Source organism: Neobacillus drentensis, from assembly GCF_036966985.1.
GTDB classification, from domain to species: Bacteria; Bacillota; Bacilli; order Bacillales; family Cytobacillaceae; genus Neobacillus; species Neobacillus drentensis_E.
In genome coordinates this window covers 13,578-37,572 of sequence record NZ_JBALSN010000133.1, presented here as the reverse complement: position 1 = coordinate 37,572, position 23,995 = coordinate 13,578, and the positions used below count along the sequence as shown (strand labels likewise).

The 23,995-nt window shown below is 40.5% G+C and carries 40 protein-coding genes; 6 read left to right on the top strand and 34 right to left on the bottom strand.

From position 1 onward, the window contains the following. The 6 genes from V7659_RS09470 to V7659_RS09445 all read left to right on the top strand — a co-directional run. On the top strand, positions 1-901 hold a 901-nt coding region (locus V7659_RS09470; protein WP_335539653.1), incomplete at its 5' end, for an SDR family NAD(P)-dependent oxidoreductase. Then, positions 901-1,929 (top strand): S-adenosylmethionine:tRNA ribosyltransferase-isomerase, encoded by a 1,029-nt coding sequence (locus V7659_RS09465; protein ID WP_335539651.1) that lies wholly within the window; start codon positions 901-903, stop codon positions 1,927-1,929. The genes V7659_RS09470 and V7659_RS09465, both read left to right, overlap by 1 nt. A gap of 18 nt (positions 1,930-1,947) precedes the next feature. Further along, positions 1,948-2,283 carry a VOC family protein gene (locus V7659_RS09460; RefSeq protein ID WP_335539649.1) on the top strand — a complete coding sequence of 112 codons (336 nt, stop codon included), beginning with the start codon at positions 1,948-1,950 and terminating at the stop codon, positions 2,281-2,283. 78 nt (positions 2,284-2,361) lie between these two features. Next, the gene (locus V7659_RS09455) at positions 2,362-3,477 is read left to right on the top strand and encodes a GAF domain-containing sensor histidine kinase (protein WP_420491308.1); all 1,116 of its coding nucleotides are present in this window, start codon (positions 2,362-2,364) and stop codon (positions 3,475-3,477) included. A 14-nt stretch (positions 3,478-3,491) separates the two neighbouring features. After that, the gene (locus tag V7659_RS09450) at positions 3,492-4,133 is read left to right on the top strand and encodes a response regulator transcription factor (RefSeq protein ID WP_335539646.1); all 642 of its coding nucleotides are present in this window, start codon (positions 3,492-3,494) and stop codon (positions 4,131-4,133) included. A gap of 136 nt (positions 4,134-4,269) precedes the next feature. Continuing rightward, entirely contained in the window at positions 4,270-5,358 is a 1,089-nt protein-coding gene (locus V7659_RS09445) for a CotH kinase family protein (protein WP_335539655.1), read from the top strand. An 85-nt stretch (positions 5,359-5,443) separates the two neighbouring features. Here V7659_RS09445 and rpsI read toward each other — a convergent pair whose 3' ends face one another. From rpsI to rplC, 34 genes are all read right to left on the bottom strand, one after another. Then, positions 5,444-5,836: a 30S ribosomal protein S9 gene (gene rpsI / locus V7659_RS09440; protein ID WP_026565721.1), complete on the bottom strand. Its 393-nt coding sequence runs from the start codon at positions 5,834-5,836 to the stop codon at positions 5,444-5,446. 20 nt (positions 5,837-5,856) lie between these two features. Next, a complete protein-coding gene (gene rplM, locus V7659_RS09435) occupies positions 5,857-6,294 on the bottom strand; it encodes a 50S ribosomal protein L13 (RefSeq protein ID WP_026565722.1) in 438 nt (145 codons plus the stop codon). 268 nt (positions 6,295-6,562) lie between these two features. Then, positions 6,563-7,303, bottom strand: a complete 741-nt coding sequence (gene truA / locus V7659_RS09430; RefSeq protein ID WP_335539645.1) for a tRNA pseudouridine(38-40) synthase TruA — start codon at positions 7,301-7,303, stop codon at positions 6,563-6,565. Between the two features lie 12 nt (positions 7,304-7,315). Beyond that, complete coding sequence (locus V7659_RS09425; RefSeq protein ID WP_335539643.1) at positions 7,316-8,113, bottom strand: energy-coupling factor transporter transmembrane component T family protein; 798 nt, start codon at positions 8,111-8,113, stop codon at positions 7,316-7,318. Further along, positions 8,110-8,979, bottom strand: coding sequence for an energy-coupling factor ABC transporter ATP-binding protein (locus V7659_RS09420; RefSeq protein ID WP_335539641.1), 870 nt, complete (start codon positions 8,977-8,979; stop codon positions 8,110-8,112). The genes V7659_RS09425 and V7659_RS09420 overlap by 4 nt, the downstream gene beginning before the upstream one ends. Continuing rightward, a complete protein-coding gene (locus V7659_RS09415) occupies positions 8,955-9,794 on the bottom strand; it encodes an energy-coupling factor ABC transporter ATP-binding protein (protein WP_335539640.1) in 840 nt (279 codons plus the stop codon). Before V7659_RS09415 ends, V7659_RS09420 begins: the two co-directional genes overlap by 25 nt. 384 nt (positions 9,795-10,178) lie before the next feature. Then, entirely contained in the window at positions 10,179-10,541 is a 363-nt protein-coding gene (gene rplQ, locus V7659_RS09410; RefSeq protein ID WP_026565727.1) for a 50S ribosomal protein L17, read from the bottom strand. A gap of 54 nt (positions 10,542-10,595) precedes the next feature. Continuing rightward, complete coding sequence (locus V7659_RS09405) at positions 10,596-11,540, bottom strand: DNA-directed RNA polymerase subunit alpha (RefSeq protein ID WP_098573648.1); 945 nt, start codon at positions 11,538-11,540, stop codon at positions 10,596-10,598. A 175-nt stretch (positions 11,541-11,715) separates the two neighbouring features. After that, positions 11,716-12,105: a 30S ribosomal protein S11 gene (rpsK, locus tag V7659_RS09400; protein ID WP_024027886.1), complete on the bottom strand. Its 390-nt coding sequence runs from the start codon at positions 12,103-12,105 to the stop codon at positions 11,716-11,718. A gap of 21 nt (positions 12,106-12,126) precedes the next feature. After that, positions 12,127-12,492 (bottom strand): 30S ribosomal protein S13, encoded by a 366-nt coding sequence (gene rpsM / locus V7659_RS09395; RefSeq protein WP_026565543.1) that lies wholly within the window; start codon positions 12,490-12,492, stop codon positions 12,127-12,129. A gap of 24 nt (positions 12,493-12,516) precedes the next feature. After that, the gene (gene rpmJ, locus V7659_RS09390) at positions 12,517-12,630 is read right to left on the bottom strand and encodes a 50S ribosomal protein L36 (RefSeq protein ID WP_000868344.1); all 114 of its coding nucleotides are present in this window, start codon (positions 12,628-12,630) and stop codon (positions 12,517-12,519) included. A gap of 38 nt (positions 12,631-12,668) precedes the next feature. Beyond that, positions 12,669-12,887 carry a translation initiation factor IF-1 gene (gene infA, locus V7659_RS09385; RefSeq protein WP_007085268.1) on the bottom strand — a complete coding sequence of 73 codons (219 nt, stop codon included), beginning with the start codon at positions 12,885-12,887 and terminating at the stop codon, positions 12,669-12,671. A 280-nt stretch (positions 12,888-13,167) separates the two neighbouring features. After that, a complete protein-coding gene (locus V7659_RS09380; RefSeq protein ID WP_335539639.1) occupies positions 13,168-13,818 on the bottom strand; it encodes an adenylate kinase in 651 nt (216 codons plus the stop codon). A 56-nt stretch (positions 13,819-13,874) separates the two neighbouring features. Continuing rightward, a complete protein-coding gene (gene secY, locus V7659_RS09375; RefSeq protein WP_335539638.1) occupies positions 13,875-15,170 on the bottom strand; it encodes a preprotein translocase subunit SecY in 1,296 nt (431 codons plus the stop codon). Further along, positions 15,170-15,610 (bottom strand): 50S ribosomal protein L15, encoded by a 441-nt coding sequence (rplO, locus tag V7659_RS09370; protein ID WP_335539635.1) that lies wholly within the window; start codon positions 15,608-15,610, stop codon positions 15,170-15,172. Before rplO ends, secY begins: the two co-directional genes overlap by 1 nt. A 32-nt stretch (positions 15,611-15,642) precedes the next feature. Beyond that, the gene (gene rpmD, locus V7659_RS09365; RefSeq protein ID WP_026565539.1) at positions 15,643-15,825 is read right to left on the bottom strand and encodes a 50S ribosomal protein L30; all 183 of its coding nucleotides are present in this window, start codon (positions 15,823-15,825) and stop codon (positions 15,643-15,645) included. A gap of 1 nt (position 15,826) precedes the next feature. After that, positions 15,827-16,339, bottom strand: coding sequence for a 30S ribosomal protein S5 (gene rpsE / locus V7659_RS09360; protein WP_026565538.1), 513 nt, complete (start codon positions 16,337-16,339; stop codon positions 15,827-15,829). 24 nt (positions 16,340-16,363) lie between these two features. Beyond that, positions 16,364-16,726, bottom strand: coding sequence for a 50S ribosomal protein L18 (gene rplR / locus V7659_RS09355; RefSeq protein WP_335539633.1), 363 nt, complete (start codon positions 16,724-16,726; stop codon positions 16,364-16,366). A gap of 32 nt (positions 16,727-16,758) precedes the next feature. Then, positions 16,759-17,295 carry a 50S ribosomal protein L6 gene (gene rplF, locus V7659_RS09350; RefSeq protein ID WP_335539631.1) on the bottom strand — a complete coding sequence of 179 codons (537 nt, stop codon included), beginning with the start codon at positions 17,293-17,295 and terminating at the stop codon, positions 16,759-16,761. 31 nt (positions 17,296-17,326) lie between these two features. Continuing rightward, on the bottom strand, positions 17,327-17,725 hold the full coding sequence (rpsH, locus tag V7659_RS09345; protein ID WP_098573665.1) for a 30S ribosomal protein S8: 399 nt from the start codon (positions 17,723-17,725) through the stop codon (positions 17,327-17,329). A gap of 29 nt (positions 17,726-17,754) precedes the next feature. Further along, complete coding sequence (gene rpsN, locus V7659_RS09340) at positions 17,755-17,940, bottom strand: 30S ribosomal protein S14 (RefSeq protein WP_007085277.1); 186 nt, start codon at positions 17,938-17,940, stop codon at positions 17,755-17,757. Positions 17,941-17,964: 24 nt separating this feature from the next. After that, on the bottom strand, positions 17,965-18,504 hold the full coding sequence (gene rplE, locus V7659_RS09335; RefSeq protein ID WP_026565534.1) for a 50S ribosomal protein L5: 540 nt from the start codon (positions 18,502-18,504) through the stop codon (positions 17,965-17,967). 28 nt (positions 18,505-18,532) lie between these two features. Next, positions 18,533-18,841, bottom strand: a complete 309-nt coding sequence (rplX, locus tag V7659_RS09330; RefSeq protein WP_335539628.1) for a 50S ribosomal protein L24 — start codon at positions 18,839-18,841, stop codon at positions 18,533-18,535. A gap of 36 nt (positions 18,842-18,877) precedes the next feature. Further along, entirely contained in the window at positions 18,878-19,246 is a 369-nt protein-coding gene (rplN, locus tag V7659_RS09325; protein WP_026565532.1) for a 50S ribosomal protein L14, read from the bottom strand. Positions 19,247-19,286: 40 nt separating this feature from the next. Beyond that, entirely contained in the window at positions 19,287-19,550 is a 264-nt protein-coding gene (gene rpsQ / locus V7659_RS09320; RefSeq protein WP_088084990.1) for a 30S ribosomal protein S17, read from the bottom strand. Between the two features lie 22 nt (positions 19,551-19,572). Then, positions 19,573-19,773 (bottom strand): 50S ribosomal protein L29, encoded by a 201-nt coding sequence (rpmC, locus tag V7659_RS09315; protein WP_026565530.1) that lies wholly within the window; start codon positions 19,771-19,773, stop codon positions 19,573-19,575. After that, positions 19,763-20,197, bottom strand: a complete 435-nt coding sequence (gene rplP / locus V7659_RS09310; RefSeq protein ID WP_026565529.1) for a 50S ribosomal protein L16 — start codon at positions 20,195-20,197, stop codon at positions 19,763-19,765. The genes rpmC and rplP overlap by 11 nt, the downstream gene beginning before the upstream one ends. Position 20,198: 1 nt before the next feature. Beyond that, a complete protein-coding gene (rpsC, locus tag V7659_RS09305; RefSeq protein WP_026565528.1) occupies positions 20,199-20,855 on the bottom strand; it encodes a 30S ribosomal protein S3 in 657 nt (218 codons plus the stop codon). A 3-nt stretch (positions 20,856-20,858) separates the two neighbouring features. After that, complete coding sequence (rplV, locus tag V7659_RS09300; RefSeq protein ID WP_026565527.1) at positions 20,859-21,200, bottom strand: 50S ribosomal protein L22; 342 nt, start codon at positions 21,198-21,200, stop codon at positions 20,859-20,861. 17 nt (positions 21,201-21,217) lie between these two features. Then, positions 21,218-21,496 carry a 30S ribosomal protein S19 gene (rpsS, locus tag V7659_RS09295; protein ID WP_026565526.1) on the bottom strand — a complete coding sequence of 93 codons (279 nt, stop codon included), beginning with the start codon at positions 21,494-21,496 and terminating at the stop codon, positions 21,218-21,220. 60 nt (positions 21,497-21,556) lie between these two features. Continuing rightward, entirely contained in the window at positions 21,557-22,387 is an 831-nt protein-coding gene (rplB, locus tag V7659_RS09290) for a 50S ribosomal protein L2 (protein WP_335539624.1), read from the bottom strand. A 29-nt stretch (positions 22,388-22,416) separates the two neighbouring features. After that, on the bottom strand, positions 22,417-22,701 hold the full coding sequence (rplW, locus tag V7659_RS09285; RefSeq protein ID WP_144555565.1) for a 50S ribosomal protein L23: 285 nt from the start codon (positions 22,699-22,701) through the stop codon (positions 22,417-22,419). After that, a complete protein-coding gene (gene rplD, locus V7659_RS09280; RefSeq protein WP_283876961.1) occupies positions 22,701-23,324 on the bottom strand; it encodes a 50S ribosomal protein L4 in 624 nt (207 codons plus the stop codon). Before rplD ends, rplW begins: the two co-directional genes overlap by 1 nt. A gap of 29 nt (positions 23,325-23,353) precedes the next feature. Then, complete coding sequence (gene rplC / locus V7659_RS09275) at positions 23,354-23,980, bottom strand: 50S ribosomal protein L3 (RefSeq protein ID WP_335539623.1); 627 nt, start codon at positions 23,978-23,980, stop codon at positions 23,354-23,356. Positions 23,981-23,995: the final 15 nt, after the last annotated feature.

The window sequence follows — 23,995 nt, the reverse complement described above, 5'->3', positions numbered from 1 at the left end:
CTCTATTGTCTACCCTGGCAATTCCTTTTTCTCTTGCTTAGTCGTCAATGACATCTTCTATTCACTCGTTATTTCTTCAATTTCTCATCCTAAAGTTGTAGTAAAACTTCAAGCTTTTTTCCGAAGGCTGATTTTCGAGATCCCTGTATGCTTAAGACATCAAGAAACAAAGGGAGAGATGGATATGAATAATAAAGTTGTGATGATTACGGGAGCGTCTAAGGGGTTGGGCAGAGCGTTGACATTGGCTTTTGCAAAGGAAGGAGCTAAACTTGCGATTTGCTCAAGGACACCAGAAAAGCTCTTAAAAGTGAAAGAAGAAGCTCAAAAATTAGGTGCTGAGGTTCTCGCGGTTACCGCGGATATTTCTAAATCACGGGATGTGGAACGATTCATCGCTATGGCCGAGGAGGAATTTGGCCACATTGATGTCCTCATTAATAATGCATCTATCCTTGGCCCTAGCCCAATGCCTTTACTGCTCGATTATCCAGAAGAAGATTTTGCGGAAGTGCTGCGAGTAAATGCTGTTTCCCCATTCCTTGTGACAAGAAGAGTCATTCCGGGGATGCTTGAGCGGAACGAAGGATCAATTATCAATGTAACTTCCGAAGCTGGGCATACGGGTTATGCAGGATGGGGCGCATACGGAATTTCTAAATTCGCGGTTGAAGGTCTCACTCAAACGTGGGCGGATGAATTAAAGGAGACAAATATAAGGGTAAACATGGTCGATCCCGGTGAAATGGACACTGACATGCATCAATCGGCCGTCCCCGACTGTGATTATCCATTAGCTAAGCCGGAAGATGTCATCGAAATTTTTCTTTATCTAGCATCAGAAAAGGCAGCAGCAATCAATGGCCAGCGCTTTGAGGCCCAAGCAGAGGAGGGATTGTGATGGCAACAAGAGCTTTAGATTTTTATCTGCCTAATGAATTAAATGCTTCCCTTCCCCCTGAAAAACGCGGTGTACGAAGGGACCATGTCCGGATGCTGGTTCTCGATCGGACTACAGGAGAAATCAGGCATGATCACTTTTTCCACTTAGCAGATTATCTCCAACCCGGGGACCTGCTGATTGCCAACAACAGTCGAACCATCCCTGCGGTTTTACACGCCAGTTGGATACGAAACAAGGATTCCGTCATACCCCATGTAGAAGTGCGACTGGCTAGACGATGCCGCCAAGATCTATGGGAGGCATTAATTGTTGCTGCACCAGTCAAACCGGGTGATATGCTCGAATTTTCACCAGACTTGTCCGCAATGGTAATTGCCGAAAAAGGGAATTCCCCCTTAAAAATCATTGAATTTACGAAAAAAGGAACGGAATTATTTAATTTGATTTATGCCCTCGGCGAGCCAATCCGTTATGAATATATCGAGGAGCCATGGGAACTCGATTACTATCAAACCGTTTTTGCCAGTCATCCCGGTTCCGTAGAAATGCCCTCTGCAGGCAGAGCGTTTAGCTGGGAGTTAATATTCAAATTGAAGCGACAGAATATCCAGCTTGATTTTATCCAATTGCATACCGGATTAAGTTACTTGCTTGATGATTCCTATCATCAAACACCTGAAGAAAATGTCGAGGAGTACCATATCTCTAAACAAACCATGGAACGGATTCTCGCGACAAAGGCCGCTGGCAAACGAGTCATTGCGGTTGGCACCACCGTGGTTCGTGCTCTGGAAAGTGCGGCCAAAAATGGAGTCCTTTCGGGCACAACCAATCTCTATATCGACCAGCAATATGCTTTAAAAATAGCCGACGGAATCATTACGGGTCTTCATGAACCACAAGCGAGCCACCTTGATATGCTTTCCGCCTTTGTTTCAGAGCTGCATTTGCTTCAAGCATATAACCATGCCATCCACGCAGGTTATTTATGGCATGAGTTTGGAGATATGAATTTAATCTTATAATCCGAGGAGGCACCAAACATGCGTTTTCACCATTATGGTCTTGAGGTCGATAATCTCGAGGAGTCTGTAGCTTTCTACAAAAAGCACTTAGGGCTTCAAGAAGAATGCCGAATTTTTTTCATGGGGGAAATAATTGTGTTCCTTACTGCCGGTGATTTTAGGCTGGAACTGATCTCCAATCAACATGAAGAGAAAAATGCACATTTATGCTTTGAGGTAAATGATCTTAGCGAAGCCCTAGAGCTATTTAATTCCCATCAAAAAATCGAGGGTCCTTACAAGTTAGAAAACGGATGGGAGACTATTTTTTATGAAGGGCCAAATAACACCGTTATTGAGTTTCTGCAAGTATAGCCTGTTCTATGACTTTTTGACGTCATACTTCCATCCGATAAGCTATAATTACAGTAAATGCAGACAGTGGAGGGGAATATAATGTCTGAGGAGAATAAAGATATTGGCATTTTAAAAGAAATCGCTGAGTTATTAAACGAAGGAACAGATACAAAGGACGTTTTATCTGGAGTGCTGAAAAAACTCCTCCAAGTAACTGGTTTACAAACTGGATGGATTTTTTTAATGGATGAGCATGGTACGCATCACCTTGTAGCCGACGAATTTCTGCCCCCTGCTTTGGCAGCTAACCAAAAAGAAAGAATGTGCCAGGGTGGGTGTTGGTGCGTCAATAAATACAACAATAAAAAATTAACTAAAGCAACGAACATTATGGAATGCAAGCGAATTGAAGAAGCAATCGAAGAACATGCTGGTGAAACTTGCGGGCTGACCCATCATGCCACCGTCCCGCTCGGAGCTGGAAATGAACGATTTGGGATTTTAAATGTTGGGTCGCCTTATAAGACACATTTCAACAAAAATGAACTTGCTTTACTTGAAGCTGTTGCTTATCAAATTGGCACAGCCTTAAAGCGAATTAAACTTACCCAGAAGGAACAGGAAACCGCACTTGTTGCCGAGAGAAATCGGCTGGCAAGGGATCTTCATGATTCCGTTAATCAGCTGTTATTTTCCCTCAGCTTAACAGCAAGGGCAGGAGTGGAAATGACTGAACAAGAGGATGTGAAACATACGTTCGGATATATAAAGGACTTAGCTCAGGAAGCGCTTGGGGAGATGCGAGCATTGATATGGCAGCTACGGCCGCTTGGGCTAGAGAATGGCATCGTAAGCGCCTTGAGAAGTTATGCTGAAATGCTTGGCCTAACCATTCATACCGAGGTTACAGGAGCAGCGAGCATTCCTGGGAAGGTCGAGGAAGCATTGTGGCGCATCGGTCAGGAGGCGTTAGCTAATTGTAAGAAGCATTCCCAGATCACTGAGGTCAACTTGATGTTCCATGCCGCTAAGGACCAAGTTGTGATGGTCATCAAGGATCAAGGCTGCGGCTTCCATTTTAGCGAAAATGTAGAGATCCCCACGCTTGGACTTAAAAACATGAGAACACGGACAGAATCACTTAACGGACAATTTTTAATAAAGAGTAAGCCAGGAAGCGGGACAGAGATAGAGATCCGCATTCCTTTTTAGAGAGGAGAATTCACATGAGTATACGCATCCTAATCGTTGATGACCATCATGTCGTCAGAAGAGGCCTGGTCTTTTTTCTTCGAACACAAAAAGACCTTGAAATTATCGGGGAAGCCGCTAATGGCAGAGAAGCCATTGAACAGGCCCAAGTATTAAAACCTGATATTATCTTAATGGATCTCATCATGCCGGAAATGGACGGAATCCAGGCAACAAAGATCATAAAAGAAAAGCAGCCTGAAATTAAAATCATGATGTTAACCAGTTTTTCCGACCAAGATCATGTCATCCCCGCGCTCGAAGCTGGTGCTTCTGGGTTCCAATTAAAAGATATCCAGCCTGATGAACTGGTCACATCAATTAAAAAAATCATTAGCGGAGAAAACCAGCTTCATCCGAAGGCTACCTCACATTTACTCGCAAATTTGTCCAATAAAAACAAGCAGGAAAAAAATTTACTAGAGGAATTAACCAAACGGGAGGTAGATGTGTTAAAAGAAATCGCGAAAGGAAAAAGCAATAAAGAAATTGCTGCCGCATTATTTATTACCGAGAAGACGGTTAAAACTCACGTATCGAACCTTTTAGCAAAGCTTGAGCTGGCAGATCGGACACAAGCCGCCCTTTATGCAGTTAAAAACCAACTAGTCAACTAAAGCGGATGCGGGGAAGAACTCACATCCGCTTTGTTTGTAAATTAAATTGAAATGAATTGAGCAATATCTTTATCATTTTATACACGCCTTTAATAGGATGAATTAAGCTTATTAAGGATGTGTTTTTATGGAACAAATGCCTTACCAAATTCAATCATATTTTTTAGAAATTAAAAAAGCTAATCTACAAAAACTTAGAAAAGATATTTGGAGCGATACCCCTGTTCCTGCCATTTTACAGGTGGGGGATACCCGCAATAATATTGCTATTTGCTACCGGGGATCATATACCCGGGAATTCCGAAAAAGATCATATATGGTCAAGTTCATGGAACCAAATACATTTTCTGATGCCCATGTCATTCACCTTAATGCCGAGTACAGAGATCCCTCACTCTTCCGCAACAAACTTTCTCTCGACTTTTTTCAGGACTTAGGGGTCTTATCTCCAGAAAGTCACCATGTCAATTTAATAAGGAATGGCTCTTTAAAAGGGGTGTATCTACAACTTGAATCTGTGGATGAAATATTCTTGAAAAAAAGAGGACTCCCTTTAGGTCCGATTTTTTATGCCGTAGGTAATGGCGCCAACTTTTCTCTGTATAAAAAGGGAAAACGTAAGAAATCCCTTACTTCAGGCTACACAAAAGCCTTTGGGAATGAATCTGATGATAAATACCTTATTGAACTAGTAAAGCAAGTCAATAACACACCACTCACTGATTTTCCACGGATCATTTTCAAATTAATTGACATAGAAAAATACGCACGGTGGCTGGCAGGCGCGGTCTGCACCATGAATAATGATGGATTTACCCATAACTATGCCCTGTATCGTAATAGCAAAACAGGCTTGTTTGAACTCATTCCTTGGGATTATGATGCCACCTGGGGCCGGAAAGTTAGCGGCGGTATTATGGAGGTTGATTATGTTCCTATTGGCGGCAAAAAAACGAACCATCTTTCTTTTCTTCTTCTGCAAGTACCTGAATTTCGTACACTTTACAGAAACATATTAGAAGAAATCTTGGAAACTAAGTTCACTGTACCCTATTTAACAAATAAAATTACATCCCTTCATCAAACTTTACGTCCGCATATCCTTCGTGATCCATATAAAAAGAAGGAAATCGAATTATTTGATGGGGAAACGGAAGTGATTTTTCAATTCATTCACGACAGATCTGCCTATTTGAAAAAGAGACTCAAGTATTTAAAATCATGACTAGGTTGGCTATATTGGTAAAACATAACCACAAGAAAAAAAGACTCCCAAACCAAAAGGTTCGGGAGTCTTTGATACGTAAAAATTAACGTTTTGAGAACTGAGGCGCACGACGAGCACCTTTAAGACCGTATTTTTTACGCTCTTTCATACGTGGATCACGAGTTAATAATCCAGCGCGCTTTAATGTTGGACGGAATTCAGGGTCAGCTTGTAATAATGCACGAGCAACACCATGACGGATTGCTCCAGCTTGACCAGTGTATCCACCACCGCTTACGTTTACAAGAACATCGTAGCTTCCAACAGTTTCAGTAGCTACTAATGGTTGTCTTACAACAACACGTAACGCTTCAAATGGGATATAATCTTCGATTTCACGACCATTAACAATAATTTTACCTGTGCCTGGTACTAAACGCACACGTGCGACAGAACTCTTACGGCGACCTGTACCGATATATTGAACTTGTGCCAAGTTAATTCCCTCCCTCTTTATTAACCGCGAAGTTCGTAAACTTCAGGTTGTTGTGCTTGGTGCGGATGTTCGCTGCCAGCATATACGTGTAATTTTTTGATCATTTGACGGCCAAGAGAATTCTTTGGAAGCATACCTTTAACAGCAAGCTCGATCATTTTCTCAGCATAGTTAGTACGCATTTCTAGAGCTGTTCTTTGTTTTAAACCACCTGGGTGATTTGTGTGACGGTAGTAAATCTTGTCAGTTAATTTCTTACCAGTAAGTTCTACTTTAGAAGCGTTAAGAATGATTACATTATCACCAGTGTCAACATGTGGTGTAAAAGTTGGTTTGTTTTTACCACGTAAAATTGATGCTACTTCAGAAGCAAGACGTCCAAGAGTTTTGCCCTCAGCATCAATTACGTACCATTTACGCTCGATAGTGTTGGCATTTGCCATAAACGTTGTACGCATGAGTTTCCCTCCTAATTTAAATCCATTAAAGATTATTGTTTTCGCACTTTTAAAGTAATTAGTGTTCTATTCTGTTCCGGGAATGAACATCTATTACCCTTGTGCGGATAAGTTTTTAGTCATATATTTTCAATCACGATGAAGACTTTCCGGGGCTTTATCGTGGTATTAAAAACACGCACATATAATATAATAAATTCTTCAGCCCTATATGTCAAGAAAATGTTACACCAGGTTGTGTTGTATTAGAAATTTATTTTTAAAATATCTATTCATAAAATACTTCCCAAAGGTATAAACCATGTCCAGGAGCAGTTTTTCCAGCGAACTTGCGGTCTTTCTGCTCCAGAATAGTTGGGATATCCTCTGGGGGGCGATCCCCTGATCCAACTTCTAATAAAGTTCCCACTAAAATACGAACCATATTATACAAAAAGCCATTTCCAACAAAACGGATCGTCAATAACTCATTCTCTAGTGAAAAATCAATCGCTTTAATCGTTCGGACTTTATCTTCCACTTCAGTTCTTGCGGCACAAAAACTAGTAAAGTCATGGGTACCTAGGAAAGATTCACTCGCCTGTTCCATTGCATTCAAATCTAAAACATATGGATAGTGATAAGCAAATTGCCGCAAAAAGGGATCCCTATTTGAAGATAAATGAAGCTTGTAACGGTATTCCTTACCTTTTGCGTCAAAACGGGCATGAAACGACTCTTCCACCGCAACAGTAGAAAGAACAGAAATATCATCTGGAAGGAGTGAATTTAACGCTCTTCCCCATTTTTCCTCCGGAATATGGAGCGGTGAATCAAAATGAACAACCTGTCCTTTTGCATGTACACCCGCATCTGTTCGTCCAGAAGCGAAAACCTTCATTGGTTCACCCTTATGCATTTTTGTTAACACAGATTCTAAAACAGACTGCACAGTCCGCTTATTAGGCTGGACCTGATAACCGGAAAATCCAGAACCATCATAGGAAATGATACATTTATACCTTGCCATAGCTTCGCTCCATTATGAACGTAATAAGAATAACAAAATAGTTACAAGAACTAAAAGGACCATCTGAAGGGAATCAGCCTTTTTCCAAGATAACTCTCGATACTTTGTTCGTCCTTCCCCGCCTCGATAGCCTCTTGCTTCCATCGCGATCGCTAACTCCTCTGCCCGTTTAAATGAACTGACAAACAAAGGGATTAGCAGTGGAATGACGGCTTTGATGCGTTCCATAAACGGCCCGCTCGCGAACTCTACGCCTCTGGCAATTTGCGCCTTCATAATTTTATCCGTTTCCTGCATAAGTGTGGGAATAAATCGCAGTGAAATTGACATCATTAACGCCATCTCATGAACAGGGAAACGAACTTTATTTAAAGGATGTAGAAGTGTTTCCAGACCATCCGTAATCTCAATCGGAGTGGTTGTCAGTGTCAACAAAGAAGTCATTAGAATTAAGAAAAAGAATCGTAAGGAAATAAAAATCCCTTGTCTTAACCCTTCCTCATAAATCTTAACTGGCCCTAGTTCATATAAAAGGGCACCTTCTTTTGTAAAAAACAACTGTAGAATAAATGTAAAAAGGACGAGCCAAATAACTGGCTTCAACCCACCATACAAAAAGCGCACGGGGACTCGCGACAATCCGAGCATAAAAAAAGTATAAATACCAATAAGTGCATAGGTTACCACATTATTTGCCAGAAAAATAATACAGACAAAAAGAAAGATAATCATTATTTTAGAACGGGGATCCATCTTATGAAGAACCGAATCGGCCGGGACATAGCGCCCAAAAATCATTTTATCCATCATAAGCGAACACCTCTACTTAACACCTTAGTGACAGCAGCAGACAGTTCATCAATGGTTAGGAACATTTTCTCTAATTTAATGCCTAATTTGTCCTCAAGTTTCAGTTGAAACCGAACCACTTCGGGAACATCCAGTCCCATTTCAACCAATTCAACAGGTGCTGAGAAAATCTCTTCCGGAGTCCCTCTTTGAACAACCTTCCCTTGCTGCATAATGACAATTTGGTCTGCATATCTTGCAGCATCCTCCATACTATGTGTGACAAGTATGGTAGAAAGCTTTCTTTCTTTATGAAGAGCGTAAAACATATCCATGACCTCTTTACGGCCTCTAGGGTCTAACCCTGCCGTTGGCTCGTCCAGGACAATAACATCGGGTTCCATAGCAAGTACACCTGCAATTGCCACGCGCCGCATTTGCCCCCCCGAAAGATCAAAAGGGGATTTTTGAAGGACTTCTTCGCCTAAGCCCACTTGATGTAAGGCAATCCGTGCCCGTTCCTTTGCATCACTCTCAGAAACGCCAAAATTCATGGGCCCAAACATAATGTCCTTTTCAACCGTTTCTTCAAACAATTGATGTTCAGGGAATTGAAAAACGATCCCAACTTTTTGACGGATCTTCTTCAAATTCTTATTTTTTTGCCCAGCCTTTATTTCGTTATCACCAATCACGACTGATCCTTTTGTTGGCTGCAAAAGAGCGTTTAAATGCTGGAGGACGGTGGACTTTCCTGAGCCAGTATGACCAATTATAGCCATATACACCCCTGTCGGAATATCAATCGAAACGCCCGCAATGGCCAATCGTTCAAAAGGAGTATTTGCTTGATACCGATAATCTACGTGCTTGAGCGAGATGTCCATAACTCTGTCACCAACTCTTCTTCCGATAAATAGTGTCTCGATAGTTCAATACCCTTGTCCCGTAACGATTTCGTCATTTTTACTGAAAAAGGAATATCCAAACCTAATTGAACTAATTGTTCATCCATGGAGAAAATTTCTTCAGGTATTCCTTCACGAAAAACTTCCCCTTTATTCATCACAATAATCCGATCCGCCTTGGCTGCCTCATCTAAGTCATGTGTAATTGAAATAACGGTTAAAGATTTCTCTTCTTTTAATAATCGAACCGTCTCCAATACTTCTTCCCGACCCTTTGGATCAAGCATCGATGTTGCCTCATCCAATATGATAATCGAGGGCCTTAGTGCAAGAACACCAGCTATTGCCACACGCTGTTTTTGGCCTCCAGATAGATGGTGGGGCTCTTGATGTAGAAACTTATCCATCTTGACCCTCTTTAATGAATCCTCGACTCTTTTAACCATTTCGTCTCTAGGTATGCCATTATTTTCTAAACCAAAAGCCACATCATCCTGTACAGTCGTACCAACAAATTGGTTATCAGGATTTTGAAAGACCATCCCAATTTTTTTACGGATATCCCATATGGTTTGTTCATCAAGCTTAATACCACACACATGTATTTCTCCAGATTGAGGAAATTGCAGACCATTTAGTAGTTTTGCCATTGTCGACTTCCCAGAACCATTATGACCGACAATTGCCAGCCATTCTCCCTCATATATATCAAAGGAGACATTATTAAGAGCATAGCGTTCTTGTGTATCGTATTGAAAAGATATTCCATCAAGAGTCACAATTGGATTTTTCATCAGGATATGCCTCCTCTCAGCTAGACTATTCTCTGCTCATATTTCTTGTACATATAAAAAAAAGCCTGCACCTCGTCCCTATGCAGTAACGTCATAACTGCAAAAAAGGAATTTCATAAAAGAAATGGGAGGAGGTGCATGAGCTAGACGAGTCGTAATTCAAATCACACATCCACAGATGCGGCAGAATAAAAGCTTAATTAAATCTGTCCACCAAAGGAAGACGATCAAACTTTTTTATTTCTCCAACTAGTTGGAGTTACGCTCATCGTAACACTCTTTTGGGCTTGGGTCTAACATGATATAGAGTTCATTTACAGAAAAAGGGCAAAGAACAAGTTTGTTACAAAACTGTCCAGCGCCCTTGTTGTCTGTTGATTACTATTAAACTAACTCGATAATAACCATTGGTGCACCGTCACCGCGGCGTGGTCCAAGTTTCATAATACGAGTATATCCACCTTGACGCTCAGTATAACGTGGAGCGATATCAGCGAAAAGTTTTTGTAATGCACTTGTATTGTTTTCAGCATCAGCAACTTCGTTACGTACATATGAAGCAGCTTGACGACGAGCATGTAAATCACCGCGTTTACCTAAAGTGATCATTTTTTCAACAGTCACACGAATTTCTTTCGCACGAGTTTCTGTTGTTTCAATGCGCTCGTTGATAATTAAATCTGTAGTTAAATCACGTAGCATAGCTTTACGCTGTGCACTAGTGCGTCCTAACTTTCTGTATGCCATGAAGGGTTCCCTCCTTTGTTGAAGTCATAAGTCGGATATTTAGCAAACGATTGACTAGTCGTCTTTACGTAAGCCTAATCCAAGCTCTTCTAGTTTTGCCTTCACTTCTTCAAGTGATTTGCGGCCTAAGTTACGAACTTTCATCATATCTTCTTCAGTCTTATTAGCTAGTTCCTGAACAGTGTTGATACCAGCACGCTTTAAGCAATTATAAGAACGAACAGAAAGATCGAGTTCCTCAATAGTCATTTCAAGGACTTTTTCCTTTTGATCTTCTTCTTTTTCTATCATAATTTCTGCATTTTGAGCTTCATCGGTTAAACCTACGAATATATTCAAATGCTCAGTCAAAATTTTCGAACCAAGAGCAATTGCTTCTTTTGGTCCAGTGCTTCCATCTGTCCACACATCAAGTGTCAATTTATCAAAATTAGACATTTGGCCAACACGTGTATTTTCTACATGGAACATTACACGTGATACAGGTGTAAAGATAGAATCAATTGGAATCACACCAATAGGCTGGTCTTCTCTTTTGTTTTGTACAGCTGGAGTGTAACCACGTCCACGTTTCGCTGTTAAACGCATGCGAAGATGACCATTTGACGCTAAAGTTGCAATATGAAGATCTGGATTTAACACCTCAACATCACTATCGTGAGTGATATTGCCAGCTAAAACAGGTCCCTCACCTTGCACATCAAATTCTAGCGTCTTCTCTTCATCAGAGTAGATTTTTAAAGCTAGTTTTTTAATGTTTAAAATGATGGATGTTACATCCTCCACGACGCCTTCAATTGTTGAGAACTCATGAAGTACCCCATCGATTTGAATCGATGTAACCGCGGCACCTGGGAGTGAAGATAATAGGATACGACGTAAGGAGTTACCCAAAGTGGTACCATATCCACGCTCAAGTGGCTCTACGATAAATTTGCCGTACTTGGCATCGTCGTTGATCTCAATCGTTTCGATTTTTGGTTTTTCTATTTCGATCATCAAATAACCCTCCTTCAAAACGTCGAAACTTCAAATTAGCTTGTATACTAATTAAAGTCCCCATGTATACGTTCCCGTTTTGTGCACAACAACTGGAATAAATCTTCTGTAAGAGTGCAAAATTTTAATATCATATCCCATTATAGACATATGATACAAAATCTATACAGAAAAATTAAACACGACGACGTTTTGGTGGACGGCATCCATTATGAGGAACAGGTGTAACGTCTTTGATTGCAGTTACTTCAAGACCAGCAGCTTGAAGAGCACGGATTGCAGCTTCACGTCCTGCACCAGGTCCTTTAACTGTAACTTCAAGAGTTTTCATACCATGTTCAATAGAAGTCTTAGCTGCTGTTTCAGCCGCCATTTGTGCCGCAAATGGTGTAGATTTACGAGAACCTCTAAATCCAAGCGCACCTGCACTTGACCATGAAATTGCATTACCATGTACATCAGTAATAGTTACGATCGTATTGTTAAAAGTTGAACGAATATGAGCAATACCAGATTCAATATTCTTTTTAACACGACGTTTACGTGTATTTGTTTTACGTGCCATTTAAATTACCTCCTTTGCCGATTACTTCTTCTTGTTCGCTACAGTCTTACGAGGACCTTTGCGAGTACGAGCGTTGTTTTTCGTATTTTGTCCACGAACTGGTAAACCACGACGATGACGTAATCCGCGGTAGCAGCCGATTTCCATTAAACGCTTAATGTTAAGAGAAATTTCACGGCGAAGGTCACCTTCAACTTTTAATTTGTCGATGATGTCACGGATTTTGTTTAATTCGTCTTCTGTTAAATCACGTACACGTGTATCTTCAGAAACACCAGCTTCTGCTAATACTTTTTGTGCAGTGTTTTTACCAATTCCATAAATGTATGTTAAAGAGATAACTACACGTTTTTCACGTGGAATATCTACACCAGCAATACGTGCCATAGAAAATGCGCACCTCCTTCAAAATTAACCTTGTTTTTGTTTATGTTTAGGGTTTTCACAGATAACCATAACTTTGCCGCGTCTACGGATAACTTTACACTTTTCGCAGATCGGTTTAACAGATGGTCTTACTTTCATTATTATCCTAACCTCCTTAGTAGTACGGAGTGCAAGCATTATTTAAAGCGGTAAGTAATTCTTCCGCGTGTTAAGTCATATGGAGAAAGCTCAACAGTCACTTTGTCACCCGGAAGGATCCGAATGAAATGCATTCGTATTTTACCAGAAACATGCGCTAGCACGGTATGACCATTTTCTAATTCTACCTTAAACATTGCATTCGGCAATGTTTCAATGACTTTACCTTCAATTTCAATTACATCATCTTTGGCCATCGATCTCGTCTCCCTTCTCAATTCAAAAATTGTGAATTTAATACAATACAACTCTTCTTATTCGTACACAAATAGCAACCTTATAATATTAACATATTGTTCTTCTTCTGTCCGCAAGTAAATTCTACATAATTAGGAATAAATTAATTCCTCATGTAAGTCTTGCCCAACTCTCGGTCCTACATACTCCGTACAATAGAAAAGCGATTTGCTTTCACATACTTTTGAATCTTAGTGAAGAGATGGTCGAGAGTCGTTCGTACGGATTTACTTATGGTCATTAATGTAATTCCCCAAGTAATTGCTCGATATCAGCGAATACCTTGTTAATATCCTGCTGACCATCGATTGTACGAAGATATCCTTTAATTTCATAAAAAGTTAATAATGGTTCTTGTTGTTTGATATTTACGTCTAAACGATTTTGAACAGTTTCTTCATTATCATCCGCTCTTTGGTATAACTCTCCGCCGCAGCGATCGCATACACCCTCTTGTTTAGGAGGATTAAACTCTAAATGATAAGTAGATCCACATTCTTTACAAATTCGACGTCCAGTCAAACGAGCCATTAATAATTCTTTATCAACATTAATATTAATTACATAGTTGATTGTTTTATTTAAATCAACTAATAGATTTTCCAACGCCTCTGCTTGAGGTACAGTTCTAGGGAAACCATCTAAAAGAAAACCTTTTTGACAATCTTCCTTGCTTAAACGCTCACGAACAATGCCGATTGTTACTTCATCAGGAACAAGTTCGCCTTTATCCATGAATGATTTCGCTTGTAGACCTAGTTCTGTTCCTTCTTTCATCGCTGCACGGAACATATCGCCAGTGGAGATATGAGGGATGCCGTATTGCTCGACGATTCTTTCAGCTTGAGTACCTTTACCGGCACCTGGAAGCCCCATTAATACTAAATTCACACGTGTTCCCCCCTCGTGCTTTAAATGGGTTTTAGGGAGCTTGGGCCCCTAAAACCTTACTTAATAAAACCTTTATAATGACGTTTAACTAATTGTGCTTCTAGCTGCTTCATCGTATCAAGTGCAACACCGACGACGATTAACAAACTAGTACCACCTATTTGAGCTGATTGCGGAAGGTTAGCTATTGAAATAAATAACATTGGCAATACCGCAATGACAGCAAGGAAGATCGCACCGACAAAAGTTAAACGATATAAGACACGCGTTAAGTATTCTTGCGTACTCTTTCCTGGACGAATTCCAGGAATATAGCCGCTTTGCTTTTGTAAATTTTCCGCTGCTTGTTCAGGGTTAACTTGAATAAAAGCATAGAAATAAGTGAACGCGATAATTAATGCCGCATATAAAGTCATCCCGATTGGATGAGAATAATCAAAGACCTTAGTAATCCAAAGTGTTACATCATTCGTTGGGAAGAATGAAGCAACCGTTCTAGGCGTTACAATAAATGAAACGGCAAAGATAACGGGAATAACACCCGCAGCATTAACTTTTAATGGCATGTGAGTGGATTGTCCTCCAACTGGATTACGTCCAGCAACTACGCGTTTTGCATATTGAATAGGTATCTTACGATTTGCTTGTTGGATAAAGATAACACCAACTATGATAGCAATAACCGCAAGAGCGATTAGAATTACCGTAACAATACGTAAGAATAATGCTTCCCCAGCATTCTCAAATTGTTGTACATAAATTTGATTAATAGTGGATGGCATACCAGCAACGATCCCGGCAAAGATGATAATAGAAATCCCATTACCAACACCTTTTTCAGTAATCTGTTCCCCTAACCACATTAAAAATGAAGTACCAGCTGTTAAAACAACCGCAATCAATAAATAAGTACCAATTCCAGGATTTTCAATCAACTGACCACTAGCTAAGTTATTAAAACCGTAGGACATACCTAATGCTTGGATAAACCCAAGAACGACAGTAAAATAACGAGTAAATTGTGCAATCTTACGACGGCCAGATTCACCTTGCTTTGACCATTCTGTAAACTTCGGTACAACATCCATTTGAAGAAGTTGAATAATGATTGAAGCTGTAATGTATGGCATGATACCCATTGCAAAGATGGAGAATTGCTTTAATGCTCCACCGCCAAAAGTATTTAATATACCGAACACACTTAGCTTATCTTGGTTAGCTAGTACATCAGCATTTACATTGGGTACTGGGATAAATGTACCTAATCGAAATACGACTAACATTAAAAGGGTGAATATAATCTTACGTCTTATCTCACCCACGCGCATAAAATTGGAGAATGTCTGGAACATTAGATCACCTCAGTGTTTCCACCAGCAGCTTCGATAGCTTCCTTAGCAGCAGAGGAGAATTTGTGAGCTTTTACAGTCAACTTTTTCTCTAGTGTCCCTTTTGCAAGAATCTTGATTCCTGCTTTTTCGTTACTTACAACGCCTGATTCGATAAGAAGTTCTGGAGTAACTTCTGTACCTTCAACAAAGCGGTTTAAAGCATCAAGATTTACAATAGCATATTCCTTACGGCTGATGTTTGTAAATCCACGTTTTGGTAAACGACGGTATAAAGGTGTTTGACCACCTTCGAAACCTAGACGTACACCGCCACCAGAACGAGCATTTTGACCTTTGTGACCTTTACCAGCAGTTTTACCTTGACCAGATCCGATACCACGTCCTAAACGCTTGCGCTCTTTGCGAGAACCTTCAGCAGGCTTTAATTCATGAAGTTTCATATTGGCACCTCCTTATGAAAGAAAACAATCAATTATTGTTCTTTTACTGTAACAAGGTGAGCAACTTTGGTAATCATACCGCGAATAGCAGCGTTATCTGGGTGCTCAACTGTTTGATTTAATTTACGTAATCCAAGAGCTTTAACTGTTTCGCGTTGATCGCCTGGACGGCCAATCAAGCTGCGAGTGAGGGTAACTGATAGTTTATTCGCCATTTTATTTCCCCCCGTATCCTAACAGTTCTTCTACTGATTTACCACGTAGTTTTGCTACGTCTTCAGCACGTTTTAATTGTTTTAAACCGTCAATTGTAGCTCGAACCATATTAATTGGAGTGTTTGTTCCTAATGATTTAGAAAGAATGTCAGCAACTCCGCCTAATTCTAGTACGGCACGAACTGGTCCACCAGCGATAACTCCTGTACCTTCAGAAGCAGGTTTTAGAAGGATTTCACCAGCACCAAAACGTCCAATTACTTGGTGAGGAATGGTTGTTCCAACCATTGGTACTTCGACTAAGTTTTTCTTTGCATCTTCGATGGCTTTACGAATAGCATCAGGTACTTCTTGAGCTTTACCAGTACCGAAACCAACGTGGCCGTTTTTATCGCCTACAACAACAAGGGCTGTGAAGCGGAAACGACGTCCACCTTTAACAACTTTCGCAACACGGTTAACCGTGACTACGCGTTCTTCTAGTTCAAGTTTGTTTGGATCAATACGACGCATCTTTTTGTGTCCCTCCTTTGTCTATTAGAATTGTAAGCCGTTTTCACGGGCAGCATCAGCTAATGCTTGAATACGTCCATGGTATAGGTATCCGCCACGGTCAAAGACAATAGAAGAGATACCTTTTTCTACAGCACGTTTAGCGACTAATTCTCCGACCTTTTGTGCAGCCTCAACGTTGTTTGTAGATTCTAAACCAAAGTCTTTATCTAAAGTAGAAGCACTTGCTAAAGTTACTCCGTTAATGTCATCAATTACTTGAGCATAAATATGTTTGTTAGAACGAAACACATTTAGACGTGGACGAGCAGAAGTACCGCTAAGTTTCGCACGAACACGAGCGTGTCTTTTCTTGCGAGTAGCGTTTTTATCTTGCTTCGTAATCATTTACGTCACTCCTTTCGTTTACCTATGCGGCATTACTTACCGGTTTTACCTTCTTTACGACGAACAAATTCACCTTCGTAACGAATTCCTTTACCTTTATACGGCTCTGGAGGACGAACTCCGCGAATATTTGCTGCTAATGCACCAACACGTTCTTTGTCAGTACCTTTGATAACGATCTTTGTGTTTGCAGGAACTTCGATTTCAAGTCCCTCTTCAGCTTCGATCTCAACTGGATGAGAGTATCCAACGTTTAATACAAGTTTATTACCTTGCTTTTGGGCACGGTATCCAACCCCGATTAACTCAAGGCCTCTAGTGAAGCCATTAGATACACCTTCAACCATGTTCGCAAGCACGGCACGAGTAGTTCCATGTAATGCGCGGTGTTCTTTCGCATCAGAAGGACGAGTGATTGTTACAAGATTCTCTTCCACAGTGATGGTGATATCAGTGTGGAATGTACGAGTAAGTTCACCTTTAGGTCCTTTAACTGTTACAGTATTGTTATTTAAAGTAACTGTTACTCCTGCTGGAATAACAATTGGTTTTTTTCCTACGCGAGACATTTAGTGCACCTCCATTCATTCAAAAGCTCAATTACCAAACGTAAGCTAATATTTCTCCGCCGATTTGTTTTGCACGAGCTTCTTTATCTGTAATAACACCTTGTGATGTTGATACTAATGCGATACCAAGACCGTTAAGAACGCGTGGCACCTCAGTTGATTTTGCGTAAACTCTAAGTCCAGGCTTGCTTATGCGCTTAAGACCAGTAATAACGCGTTCGTTACTAGCACCGTATTTTAAGAAGATACGGATGATACCTTGTTTGTTGTCTTCGATAAATTCGACGTCACGTACGAAACCTTCGCGCTTTAAAATTTCAGCGATTTCTTTTTTCATATTAGAAGCAGGCACTTCTAACTTTTCGTGACGCACCATATTCGCATTACGAATGCGAGTAAGCAAATCAGCAATTGGATCTGTCATGACCATTATTTTTACCTCCTTCCCAGACTTGGGTTTTACCAGCTAGCTTTTTTGACACCAGGAATTTGTCCTTTGTATGCTAATTCACGGAAACAAATACGGCAAAGCTTAAATTTACGATATACAGAGTGTGGACGACCACAACGTTCGCAGCGTGTATACTCTTGTACTTTGAATTTAGGCGTGCGTTGTTGTTTCGCAATCATTGACTTTTTAGCCACGTTTTCGCCTCCCTTATTTAAGGATTACTTTTGGAATGGCATTCCAAATTGAGTTAAAAGTTCACGAGATTCTTCATCAGTTTTTGCAGTCGTTACGATAACGATGTCCATACCACGAACTTTGCTTACTTTATCGTAATCAATTTCAGGGAAGATTAATTGTTCTTTAACACCTAGAGTGTAGTTACCGCGACCGTCAAATGCTTTTTTAGAGATACCACGGAAGTCACGTACACGAGGTAATGAAACGGAAACTAATTTATCCAAGAATTCGTACATGCGTTCACCGCGAAGAGTAACCTTAGCACCGATCGGCATACCTTCACGAAGACGGAAGCCAGCGATAGATTTTTTCGCACGTGTAACGACAGGTTTTTGACCTGTGATTGTTGAAAGTTCTTCAACCGCGTTATCTAGTGCTTTTGCGTTTGCAACTGCATCACCAACGCCCATATTCACAACGATTTTCTCAAGTTTAGGAACTTCCATAACTGATTTATAGTTGAACTTGCTCATAAGAGCAGGAGTAACTTCTTTTACAAATTTTTCTTTTAGGCGGTTCACTTATTGTACCTCCCTTCTAAATTTTAAACTATTTATCTAAAACTTCACCGGATTTTGCTACGCGTACTTTCTTGCCATCAACCGTTGTGGAACCTACACGAGTCGGGTTACCAGTTTTAGGATCGATAGGCATAACGTTTGATACATGAATAGGAGCCTCAAAGCTGATAATTCCGCCTTGTGGATTCACTTGAGAAGGTTTTGAGTGTTTTTTCACAATGTTTACACCTTCAACTAGTACACGGCTATCTTTAGGATAAGCAGCTAGGATCACACCTGTTTTGCCTTTATCCTTGCCAGAGATGACTTTTACTTGATCACCTTTTTTTACATGCATCTGTGCGCACCTCCTTAAAGGCAATTAATTTTAAAATTATAATACTTCTGGAGCAAGAGAAACAATCTTCATAAAGTTGTTGTCGCGAAGTTCGCGGGCAACAGGTCCGAAAATACGAGTTCCACGTGGGCTCTTATCATCTTTGATAATTACACATGCGTTTTCATCAAAACGAATGTATGAACCGTCAGGACGACGAGCACCGCTTTTTGTACGAACGATAACTGCTTTAACAACGTCACCTTTTTTAACAACGCCACCTGGTGTTGCTTGTTTTACTGTGCAGACGATAACATCACCAATACCAGCAAATTTGCGACCTGAACCACCAAGAACTTTAATCGTTAGTACCTCACGAGCACCAGAGTTGTCAGCAACTTTTAAACGTGATTCTTGTTGAATCATGTGTGTAACCTCCCTTCGGAATGAAGCTTAATCCGAACAATTAAATAATAACTGCTTTTTCTACAACTTCAACTAAACGGAAACGCTTAGTAGCTGAAAGCGGACGAGTTTCCATAATACGAACTACATCGCCGATTTTTGCTTCGTTTTGCTCATCATGAGCTTTATACTTTTTAGAGTACTTAACGCGTTTACCATATAGAGGATGCTTTTTTTGTGTTTCAACAAGAACTGTTACAGTTTTATCCATCTTGTCAGAAACAACGCGTCCTGTGTAAACTTTACGTTGGTTACGTTCACTCATTGTGTGAACCTCCCTTCAATAATCACTTGTTAACGTTGATTTCTCTTTCACGAACAACTGTTTTCATACGAGCGATCGCTTTGCGTACTTCACGGATGCGAGCAGTGTTTTCAAGTTGTCCTGTCGCCAATTGAAAGCGAAGGTTGAAAAGTTCTTCTTTTAAAGATTTTACTTTTTGTTCAATTTCAGCAGTGGTTAGGTCACGAAGTTCATTAGCTTTCATTTGATTCACCACCAATTTCTTCTCGTTTTACAAACTTACACTTAACAGGAAGTTTGTGCATTGCAAGTCGAAGTGCTTCACGAGCGATTTCTTCTGAAACGCCAGCGATTTCGAACATGATTTTTCCAGGCTTAACAACAGCTACCCAGCCTTCAGGTGCCCCTTTACCGGAACCCATCCGTACTTCTAGAGGTTTAGCAGTGTAAGGCTTGTGAGGGAAAATTTTAATCCAAACTTTACCGCCACGTTTCATGTAACGTGTCATCGCAATACGTGCTGCTTCGATTTGGCGGTTCGTAATCCATGAAGCTTCTAAAGCTTGTAGGCCGAATTCACCGAATGTCACTTCTGTACCGCCTTTTGCGTTTCCACGCATGTTACCACGGTGTTGACGGCGATATTTTACGCGTTTTGGCAATAACATATTATTTGCCTCCTTCCACAGATTTCTTCTTAGTAGGAAGGACTTCTCCCTTATAGATCCATACTTTTACGCCAAGCTTACCATAAGTAGTATCGGCTTCAGCAGTAGCATAGTCGATATCAGCGCGAAGTGTATGAAGTGGAACAGTTCCTTCGCTGTAATGTTCAGCACGAGCGATATCTGCACCGCCAAGACGACCAGATACTTGTGTTTTGATACCTTTTGAACCAGCGCGCATAGCACGTTGAATTGCTTGCTTTTGTGCACGACGGAAAGATACACGATTTTCTAATTGACGAGCAATATTTTCAGCAACTAATTTCGCATCAACGTCAGCTCTTTTGATTTCAAGGATATTGATGTGAACTCGTTTGCCAGTTAATTGATTTAATGCTTTACGAAGTGCTTCAACTTCTGTACCGCCTTTACCAATAACCATACCAGGCTTAGCTGTATGCACTGTTACGTTTACACGGTTTGCAGCACGTTCGATTTCTACTTTAGAAACAGAAGCATCTTTTAAACGCTTCGTGATGTATTCACGAATTTTAAGGTCTTCGTGTAAAAGAGTAGCGAAGTCTTTGCCTGCGTACCATTTAGATTCCCAATCACGGATGATTCCAATACGCAAACCGACAGGATTTACTTTTTGACCCACGGCTTATCCCTCCTTCTTTTCTGATAATACGATTGTGATGTGGCTAGTGCGTTTGTTGATCTGGCTTGCACGGCCCATAGCGCGAGGACGGAAACGTTTTAAGGTTGGTCCCTCGTCAACGAATGCTTGTGCTACAACTAGATTGTTAACGTCCATTTCATAGTTGTGCTCAGCGTTTGCCATAGCTGATTTTAATACTTTTTCTACGATTGGAGAAGCAGCCTTAGGAGTGAGATTTAAAATCGCCACAGCTTCACCAATTTGCTTACCTCGGATTAAATCAACGACTAAACGTGCTTTACGAGGAGCAATACGAACTGTTCTTGCAACAGCTTTAGCTTGCATTTGGATGCCCTCCTCTCTTAACGTCTTGTTTTCTTGTCATCATTACCATGACCCTTGTATGCACGAGTTGGAGCAAACTCTCCAAGCTTGTGTCCTACCATGTCTTCAGTAACATAAACAGGTACATGTTTACGACCATCATATACTGCGATAGTATGGCCAATAAATTGCGGGAATATTGTAGAACGACGTGACCAAGTTTTAATAACTTGTTTGCTTTCAGTCTCGTTCAACTTTTCTACCTTAACCATTAAATGATCATCAACGAATGGTCCTTTTTTTAAGCTGCGACCCATGAAGGAACCTCCCTTCGTGACTGTTCTACGGTTCTTTCTTTGAACCGTAGGAATATCACGTTATTTTTTACGACGACGTACGATAAATTTATCTGATTTGTTTTTCTTTTTACGAGTTTTGTACCCAAGAGTTGGTTTACCCCATGGAGACATTGGTGATTTACGTCCGATAGGTGAACGTCCTTCACCACCACCGTGTGGGTGATCGTTAGGGTTCATTACAGATCCACGAACAGTTGGACGTTTACCTAACCAACGAGAACGACCTGCTTTACCAATGTTGATTAATTCGTGTTGTTCATTACCTACTTGGCCAACTGTAGCACGGCATTCAGCAAGAATCATACGAACTTCACCAGAATTTAAACGTACTAATACGTATTTACCTTCTTTACCAAGTACTTGTGCGCTTGTTCCAGCAGAACGAACTAACTGGCCGCCTTTTCCTGGTTTTAATTCGATGTTGTGTACTACTGTACCAACAGGAATGTTTGCTAATGGAAGTGCATTACCTACTTTAATATCTGCCTCAGGGCCAGACATTACTTCCATGCCAACTACTAGGTTTTTAGGAGCTAAGATATAACGCTTTTCTCCATCCACGTAATTGATTAATGCGATATTTGCAGAACGGTTTGGATCATACTCAATTGTAGCAACGCGTCCTGGAATGCCATCTTTGTTACGTTTAAAGTCAATTAAACGATATTGACGCTTGTGGCCGCCACCTTGATGACGAACAGTTAACTTACCTTGGTTATTACGGCCGCCTTTTCTCTTAATTGGAGCTAAAAGAGATTTTTCTGGAGTGCTAGTTGTGATTTCAGCGAAATCAGAAGTAGTCATTCCGCGACGACCATTGGAGGTAGGTTTGTACTTTTTAATCGCCATTTTATTTCCCTCCTCTTCTTGATAGGTTCTTATGCTTCAAAGAATTCGATTTCTTTGCTATCAGCAGTTAATTTTACAATAGCTTTACGACGTTTGTTTGTGTAACCACCGAATTTTCCCATGCGCTTGAATTTACCTTTGTAGTTCATGATGTTTACTTTCTCAACATCTACGCTAAAGATTTCTTCGATAGCATCTTTAACTTGTGTTTTGTTAGCTTTAACATCTACTTCAAATGTATATTTTTTCTCAGCCATTAGGTCAGTAGAACGTTCAGTGATAACGGGGCGCTTAATGATATCGCGTGCATCCATTATGCAAGCACCTCCTCTACTTTTTCAACCGCTGCTTTAGTCATGATTAACTTCTCATGATTAACAACATCTAATACGTTAATTCCATCAGCAGTTACTACTGTAACACCAGGAATGTTGCGTGCAGATAATGCTACATTTTCATCAAGATCTGCAGTAACGATTAACGCTTTTTTCTCAACAGATAAACCATTTAATACAGTCTTGAATTCTTTTGTTTTCGGTGCATCGAAAGTTAAAAGATCTAACACTAAGATGTTCTCTTCTAATACTTTAGAAGAAAGTGCAGATTTGATTGCTAAACGACGAACCTTTTTCGGTAATTTGTAAGCGTAGCTGCGTGGTGTTGGACCGAAAACAGTACCACCTCCGCGCCATTGTGGAGAACGGATAGACCCTTGACGAGCACGTCCAGTTCCTTTTTGACGCCATGGCTTACGACCACCGCCGCGTACTTCAGAACGAATTTTAGTTTTATGAGTTCCTTGACGTAATGAAGCTCGTTGCATAACAATCGCTTCGAATAATACGTGTTGGTTAGGCTCAATACCAAATACAGAATCATTAAGTTCGATGTCTCCAACTTGAGATCCAGTTTGGTTCAATAATGCTACTTTAGGCATTCTTTTGTTCCTCCTTTCTAAAAGGGTGACTATGCTTTAATTGCACCTTTAATTTTTAATAATGCTTTTTTAGCGCCTGGTACGTTACCTTTGATTAAAAGTAAGTTACGCTCTGTATCTACCTTAACGATTTCAAGGTTTTGTACAGTGATTTGTTCTCCACCCATACGTCCTGGTAATAATTTACCTTTGAAAACGCGGTTTGGAGCAACAGGTCCCATTGAACCTGGACGACGGTGATAACGAGAACCGTGAGCCATTGGGCCGCGTGATTGTCCGTGGCGTTTGATTACACCTTGGAAACCTTTACCCTTTGAGATTCCTGTTACATCTACGATATCTCCAGCAGCGAAAATATCAACTTTGACTTCTTGACCAACTTCATAGCTTGCTAAGTCATCTCCGCGAAATTCGCGAACGAAGCGCTTAGGAGCAGTATTAGCTTTAGCAACATGGCCTTTTTCTGGTTTGTTAGCTAACTTTTCACGTTTGTCTTCAAAACCAACTTGAACTGATACATAACCGTCAGTTTCAACTGATTTCTTTTGAAGAACTACGTTTGGAGCTACCTCAACTACAGTTACAGGAATTAAGTTACCATTACTAGCAAATACTTGAGTCATACCAATCTTTCTTCCTAAGATTCCTTTGGTCATTTAAGTCACACCTCC

What these genes read in the sequence shown, in the direction of transcription:
- V7659_RS09465 (WP_335539651.1), top strand. Translation starts at nt 901, where the DNA reads ATGGCAACAAGAGCTTTAGATTTTTATCTGCCTAATGAATTAAATGCT.
- V7659_RS09460 (WP_335539649.1), top strand. Translation starts at nt 1,948, where the DNA reads ATGCGTTTTCACCATTATGGTCTTGAGGTCGATAATCTCGAGGAGTCT.
- V7659_RS09450 (WP_335539646.1), top strand. Translation starts at nt 3,492, where the DNA reads ATGAGTATACGCATCCTAATCGTTGATGACCATCATGTCGTCAGAAGA.
- V7659_RS09445 (WP_335539655.1), top strand. Translation starts at nt 4,270, where the DNA reads ATGCCTTACCAAATTCAATCATATTTTTTAGAAATTAAAAAAGCTAAT.
- rplM (WP_026565722.1), bottom strand. Translation starts at nt 6,294, where the DNA reads ATGCGTACAACGTTTATGGCAAATGCCAACACTATCGAGCGTAAATGG.
- truA (WP_335539645.1), bottom strand. Translation starts at nt 7,303, where the DNA reads ATGGCAAGGTATAAATGTATCATTTCCTATGATGGTTCTGGATTTTCC.
- V7659_RS09425 (WP_335539643.1), bottom strand. Translation starts at nt 8,113, where the DNA reads ATGATGGATAAAATGATTTTTGGGCGCTATGTCCCGGCCGATTCGGTT.
- V7659_RS09420 (WP_335539641.1), bottom strand. Translation starts at nt 8,979, where the DNA reads ATGGACATCTCGCTCAAGCACGTAGATTATCGGTATCAAGCAAATACT.
- V7659_RS09415 (WP_335539640.1), bottom strand. Translation starts at nt 9,794, where the DNA reads ATGAAAAATCCAATTGTGACTCTTGATGGAATATCTTTTCAATACGAT.
- rplQ (WP_026565727.1), bottom strand. Translation starts at nt 10,541, where the DNA reads ATGGCATACAGAAAGTTAGGACGCACTAGTGCACAGCGTAAAGCTATG.
- V7659_RS09405 (WP_098573648.1), bottom strand. Translation starts at nt 11,540, where the DNA reads ATGATCGAAATAGAAAAACCAAAAATCGAAACGATTGAGATCAACGAC.
- rpsK (WP_024027886.1), bottom strand. Translation starts at nt 12,105, where the DNA reads ATGGCACGTAAAACAAATACACGTAAACGTCGTGTTAAAAAGAATATT.
- rpsM (WP_026565543.1), bottom strand. Translation starts at nt 12,492, where the DNA reads ATGGCACGTATTGCTGGTGTAGATATTCCACGTGAAAAACGTGTAGTT.
- rpmJ (WP_000868344.1), bottom strand. Translation starts at nt 12,630, where the DNA reads ATGAAAGTAAGACCATCTGTTAAACCGATCTGCGAAAAGTGTAAAGTT.
- infA (WP_007085268.1), bottom strand. Translation starts at nt 12,887, where the DNA reads ATGGCCAAAGATGATGTAATTGAAATTGAAGGTAAAGTCATTGAAACA.
- secY (WP_335539638.1), bottom strand. Translation starts at nt 15,170, where the DNA reads ATGTTCCAGACATTCTCCAATTTTATGCGCGTGGGTGAGATAAGACGT.
- rplO (WP_335539635.1), bottom strand. Translation starts at nt 15,610, where the DNA reads ATGAAACTTCATGAATTAAAGCCTGCTGAAGGTTCTCGCAAAGAGCGC.
- rpmD (WP_026565539.1), bottom strand. Translation starts at nt 15,825, where the DNA reads ATGGCGAATAAACTATCAGTTACCCTCACTCGCAGCTTGATTGGCCGT.
- rpsE (WP_026565538.1), bottom strand. Translation starts at nt 16,339, where the DNA reads ATGCGTCGTATTGATCCAAACAAACTTGAACTAGAAGAACGCGTAGTC.
- rplR (WP_335539633.1), bottom strand. Translation starts at nt 16,726, where the DNA reads ATGATTACGAAGCAAGATAAAAACGCTACTCGCAAGAAAAGACACGCT.
- rplF (WP_335539631.1), bottom strand. Translation starts at nt 17,295, where the DNA reads ATGTCTCGCGTAGGAAAAAAACCAATTGTTATTCCAGCAGGAGTAACA.
- rpsH (WP_098573665.1), bottom strand. Translation starts at nt 17,725, where the DNA reads ATGGTCATGACAGATCCAATTGCTGATTTGCTTACTCGCATTCGTAAT.
- rplX (WP_335539628.1), bottom strand. Translation starts at nt 18,841, where the DNA reads ATGCATGTAAAAAAAGGTGATCAAGTAAAAGTCATCTCTGGCAAGGAT.
- rplN (WP_026565532.1), bottom strand. Translation starts at nt 19,246, where the DNA reads ATGATTCAACAAGAATCACGTTTAAAAGTTGCTGACAACTCTGGTGCT.
- rpsQ (WP_088084990.1), bottom strand. Translation starts at nt 19,550, where the DNA reads ATGAGTGAACGTAACCAACGTAAAGTTTACACAGGACGCGTTGTTTCT.
- rpmC (WP_026565530.1), bottom strand. Translation starts at nt 19,773, where the DNA reads ATGAAAGCTAATGAACTTCGTGACCTAACCACTGCTGAAATTGAACAA.
- rplP (WP_026565529.1), bottom strand. Translation starts at nt 20,197, where the DNA reads ATGTTATTGCCAAAACGCGTAAAATATCGCCGTCAACACCGTGGTAAC.
- rplV (WP_026565527.1), bottom strand. Translation starts at nt 21,200, where the DNA reads ATGCAAGCTAAAGCTGTTGCAAGAACAGTTCGTATTGCTCCTCGTAAA.
- rpsS (WP_026565526.1), bottom strand. Translation starts at nt 21,496, where the DNA reads ATGGGTCGCAGCTTAAAAAAAGGACCATTCGTTGATGATCATTTAATG.
- rplB (WP_335539624.1), bottom strand. Translation starts at nt 22,387, where the DNA reads ATGGCGATTAAAAAGTACAAACCTACCTCCAATGGTCGTCGCGGAATG.
- rplW (WP_144555565.1), bottom strand. Translation starts at nt 22,701, where the DNA reads ATGGATGCACGCGATATCATTAAGCGCCCCGTTATCACTGAACGTTCT.
- rplD (WP_283876961.1), bottom strand. Translation starts at nt 23,324, where the DNA reads ATGCCTAAAGTAGCATTATTGAACCAAACTGGATCTCAAGTTGGAGAC.
- rplC (WP_335539623.1), bottom strand. Translation starts at nt 23,980, where the DNA reads ATGACCAAAGGAATCTTAGGAAGAAAGATTGGTATGACTCAAGTATTT.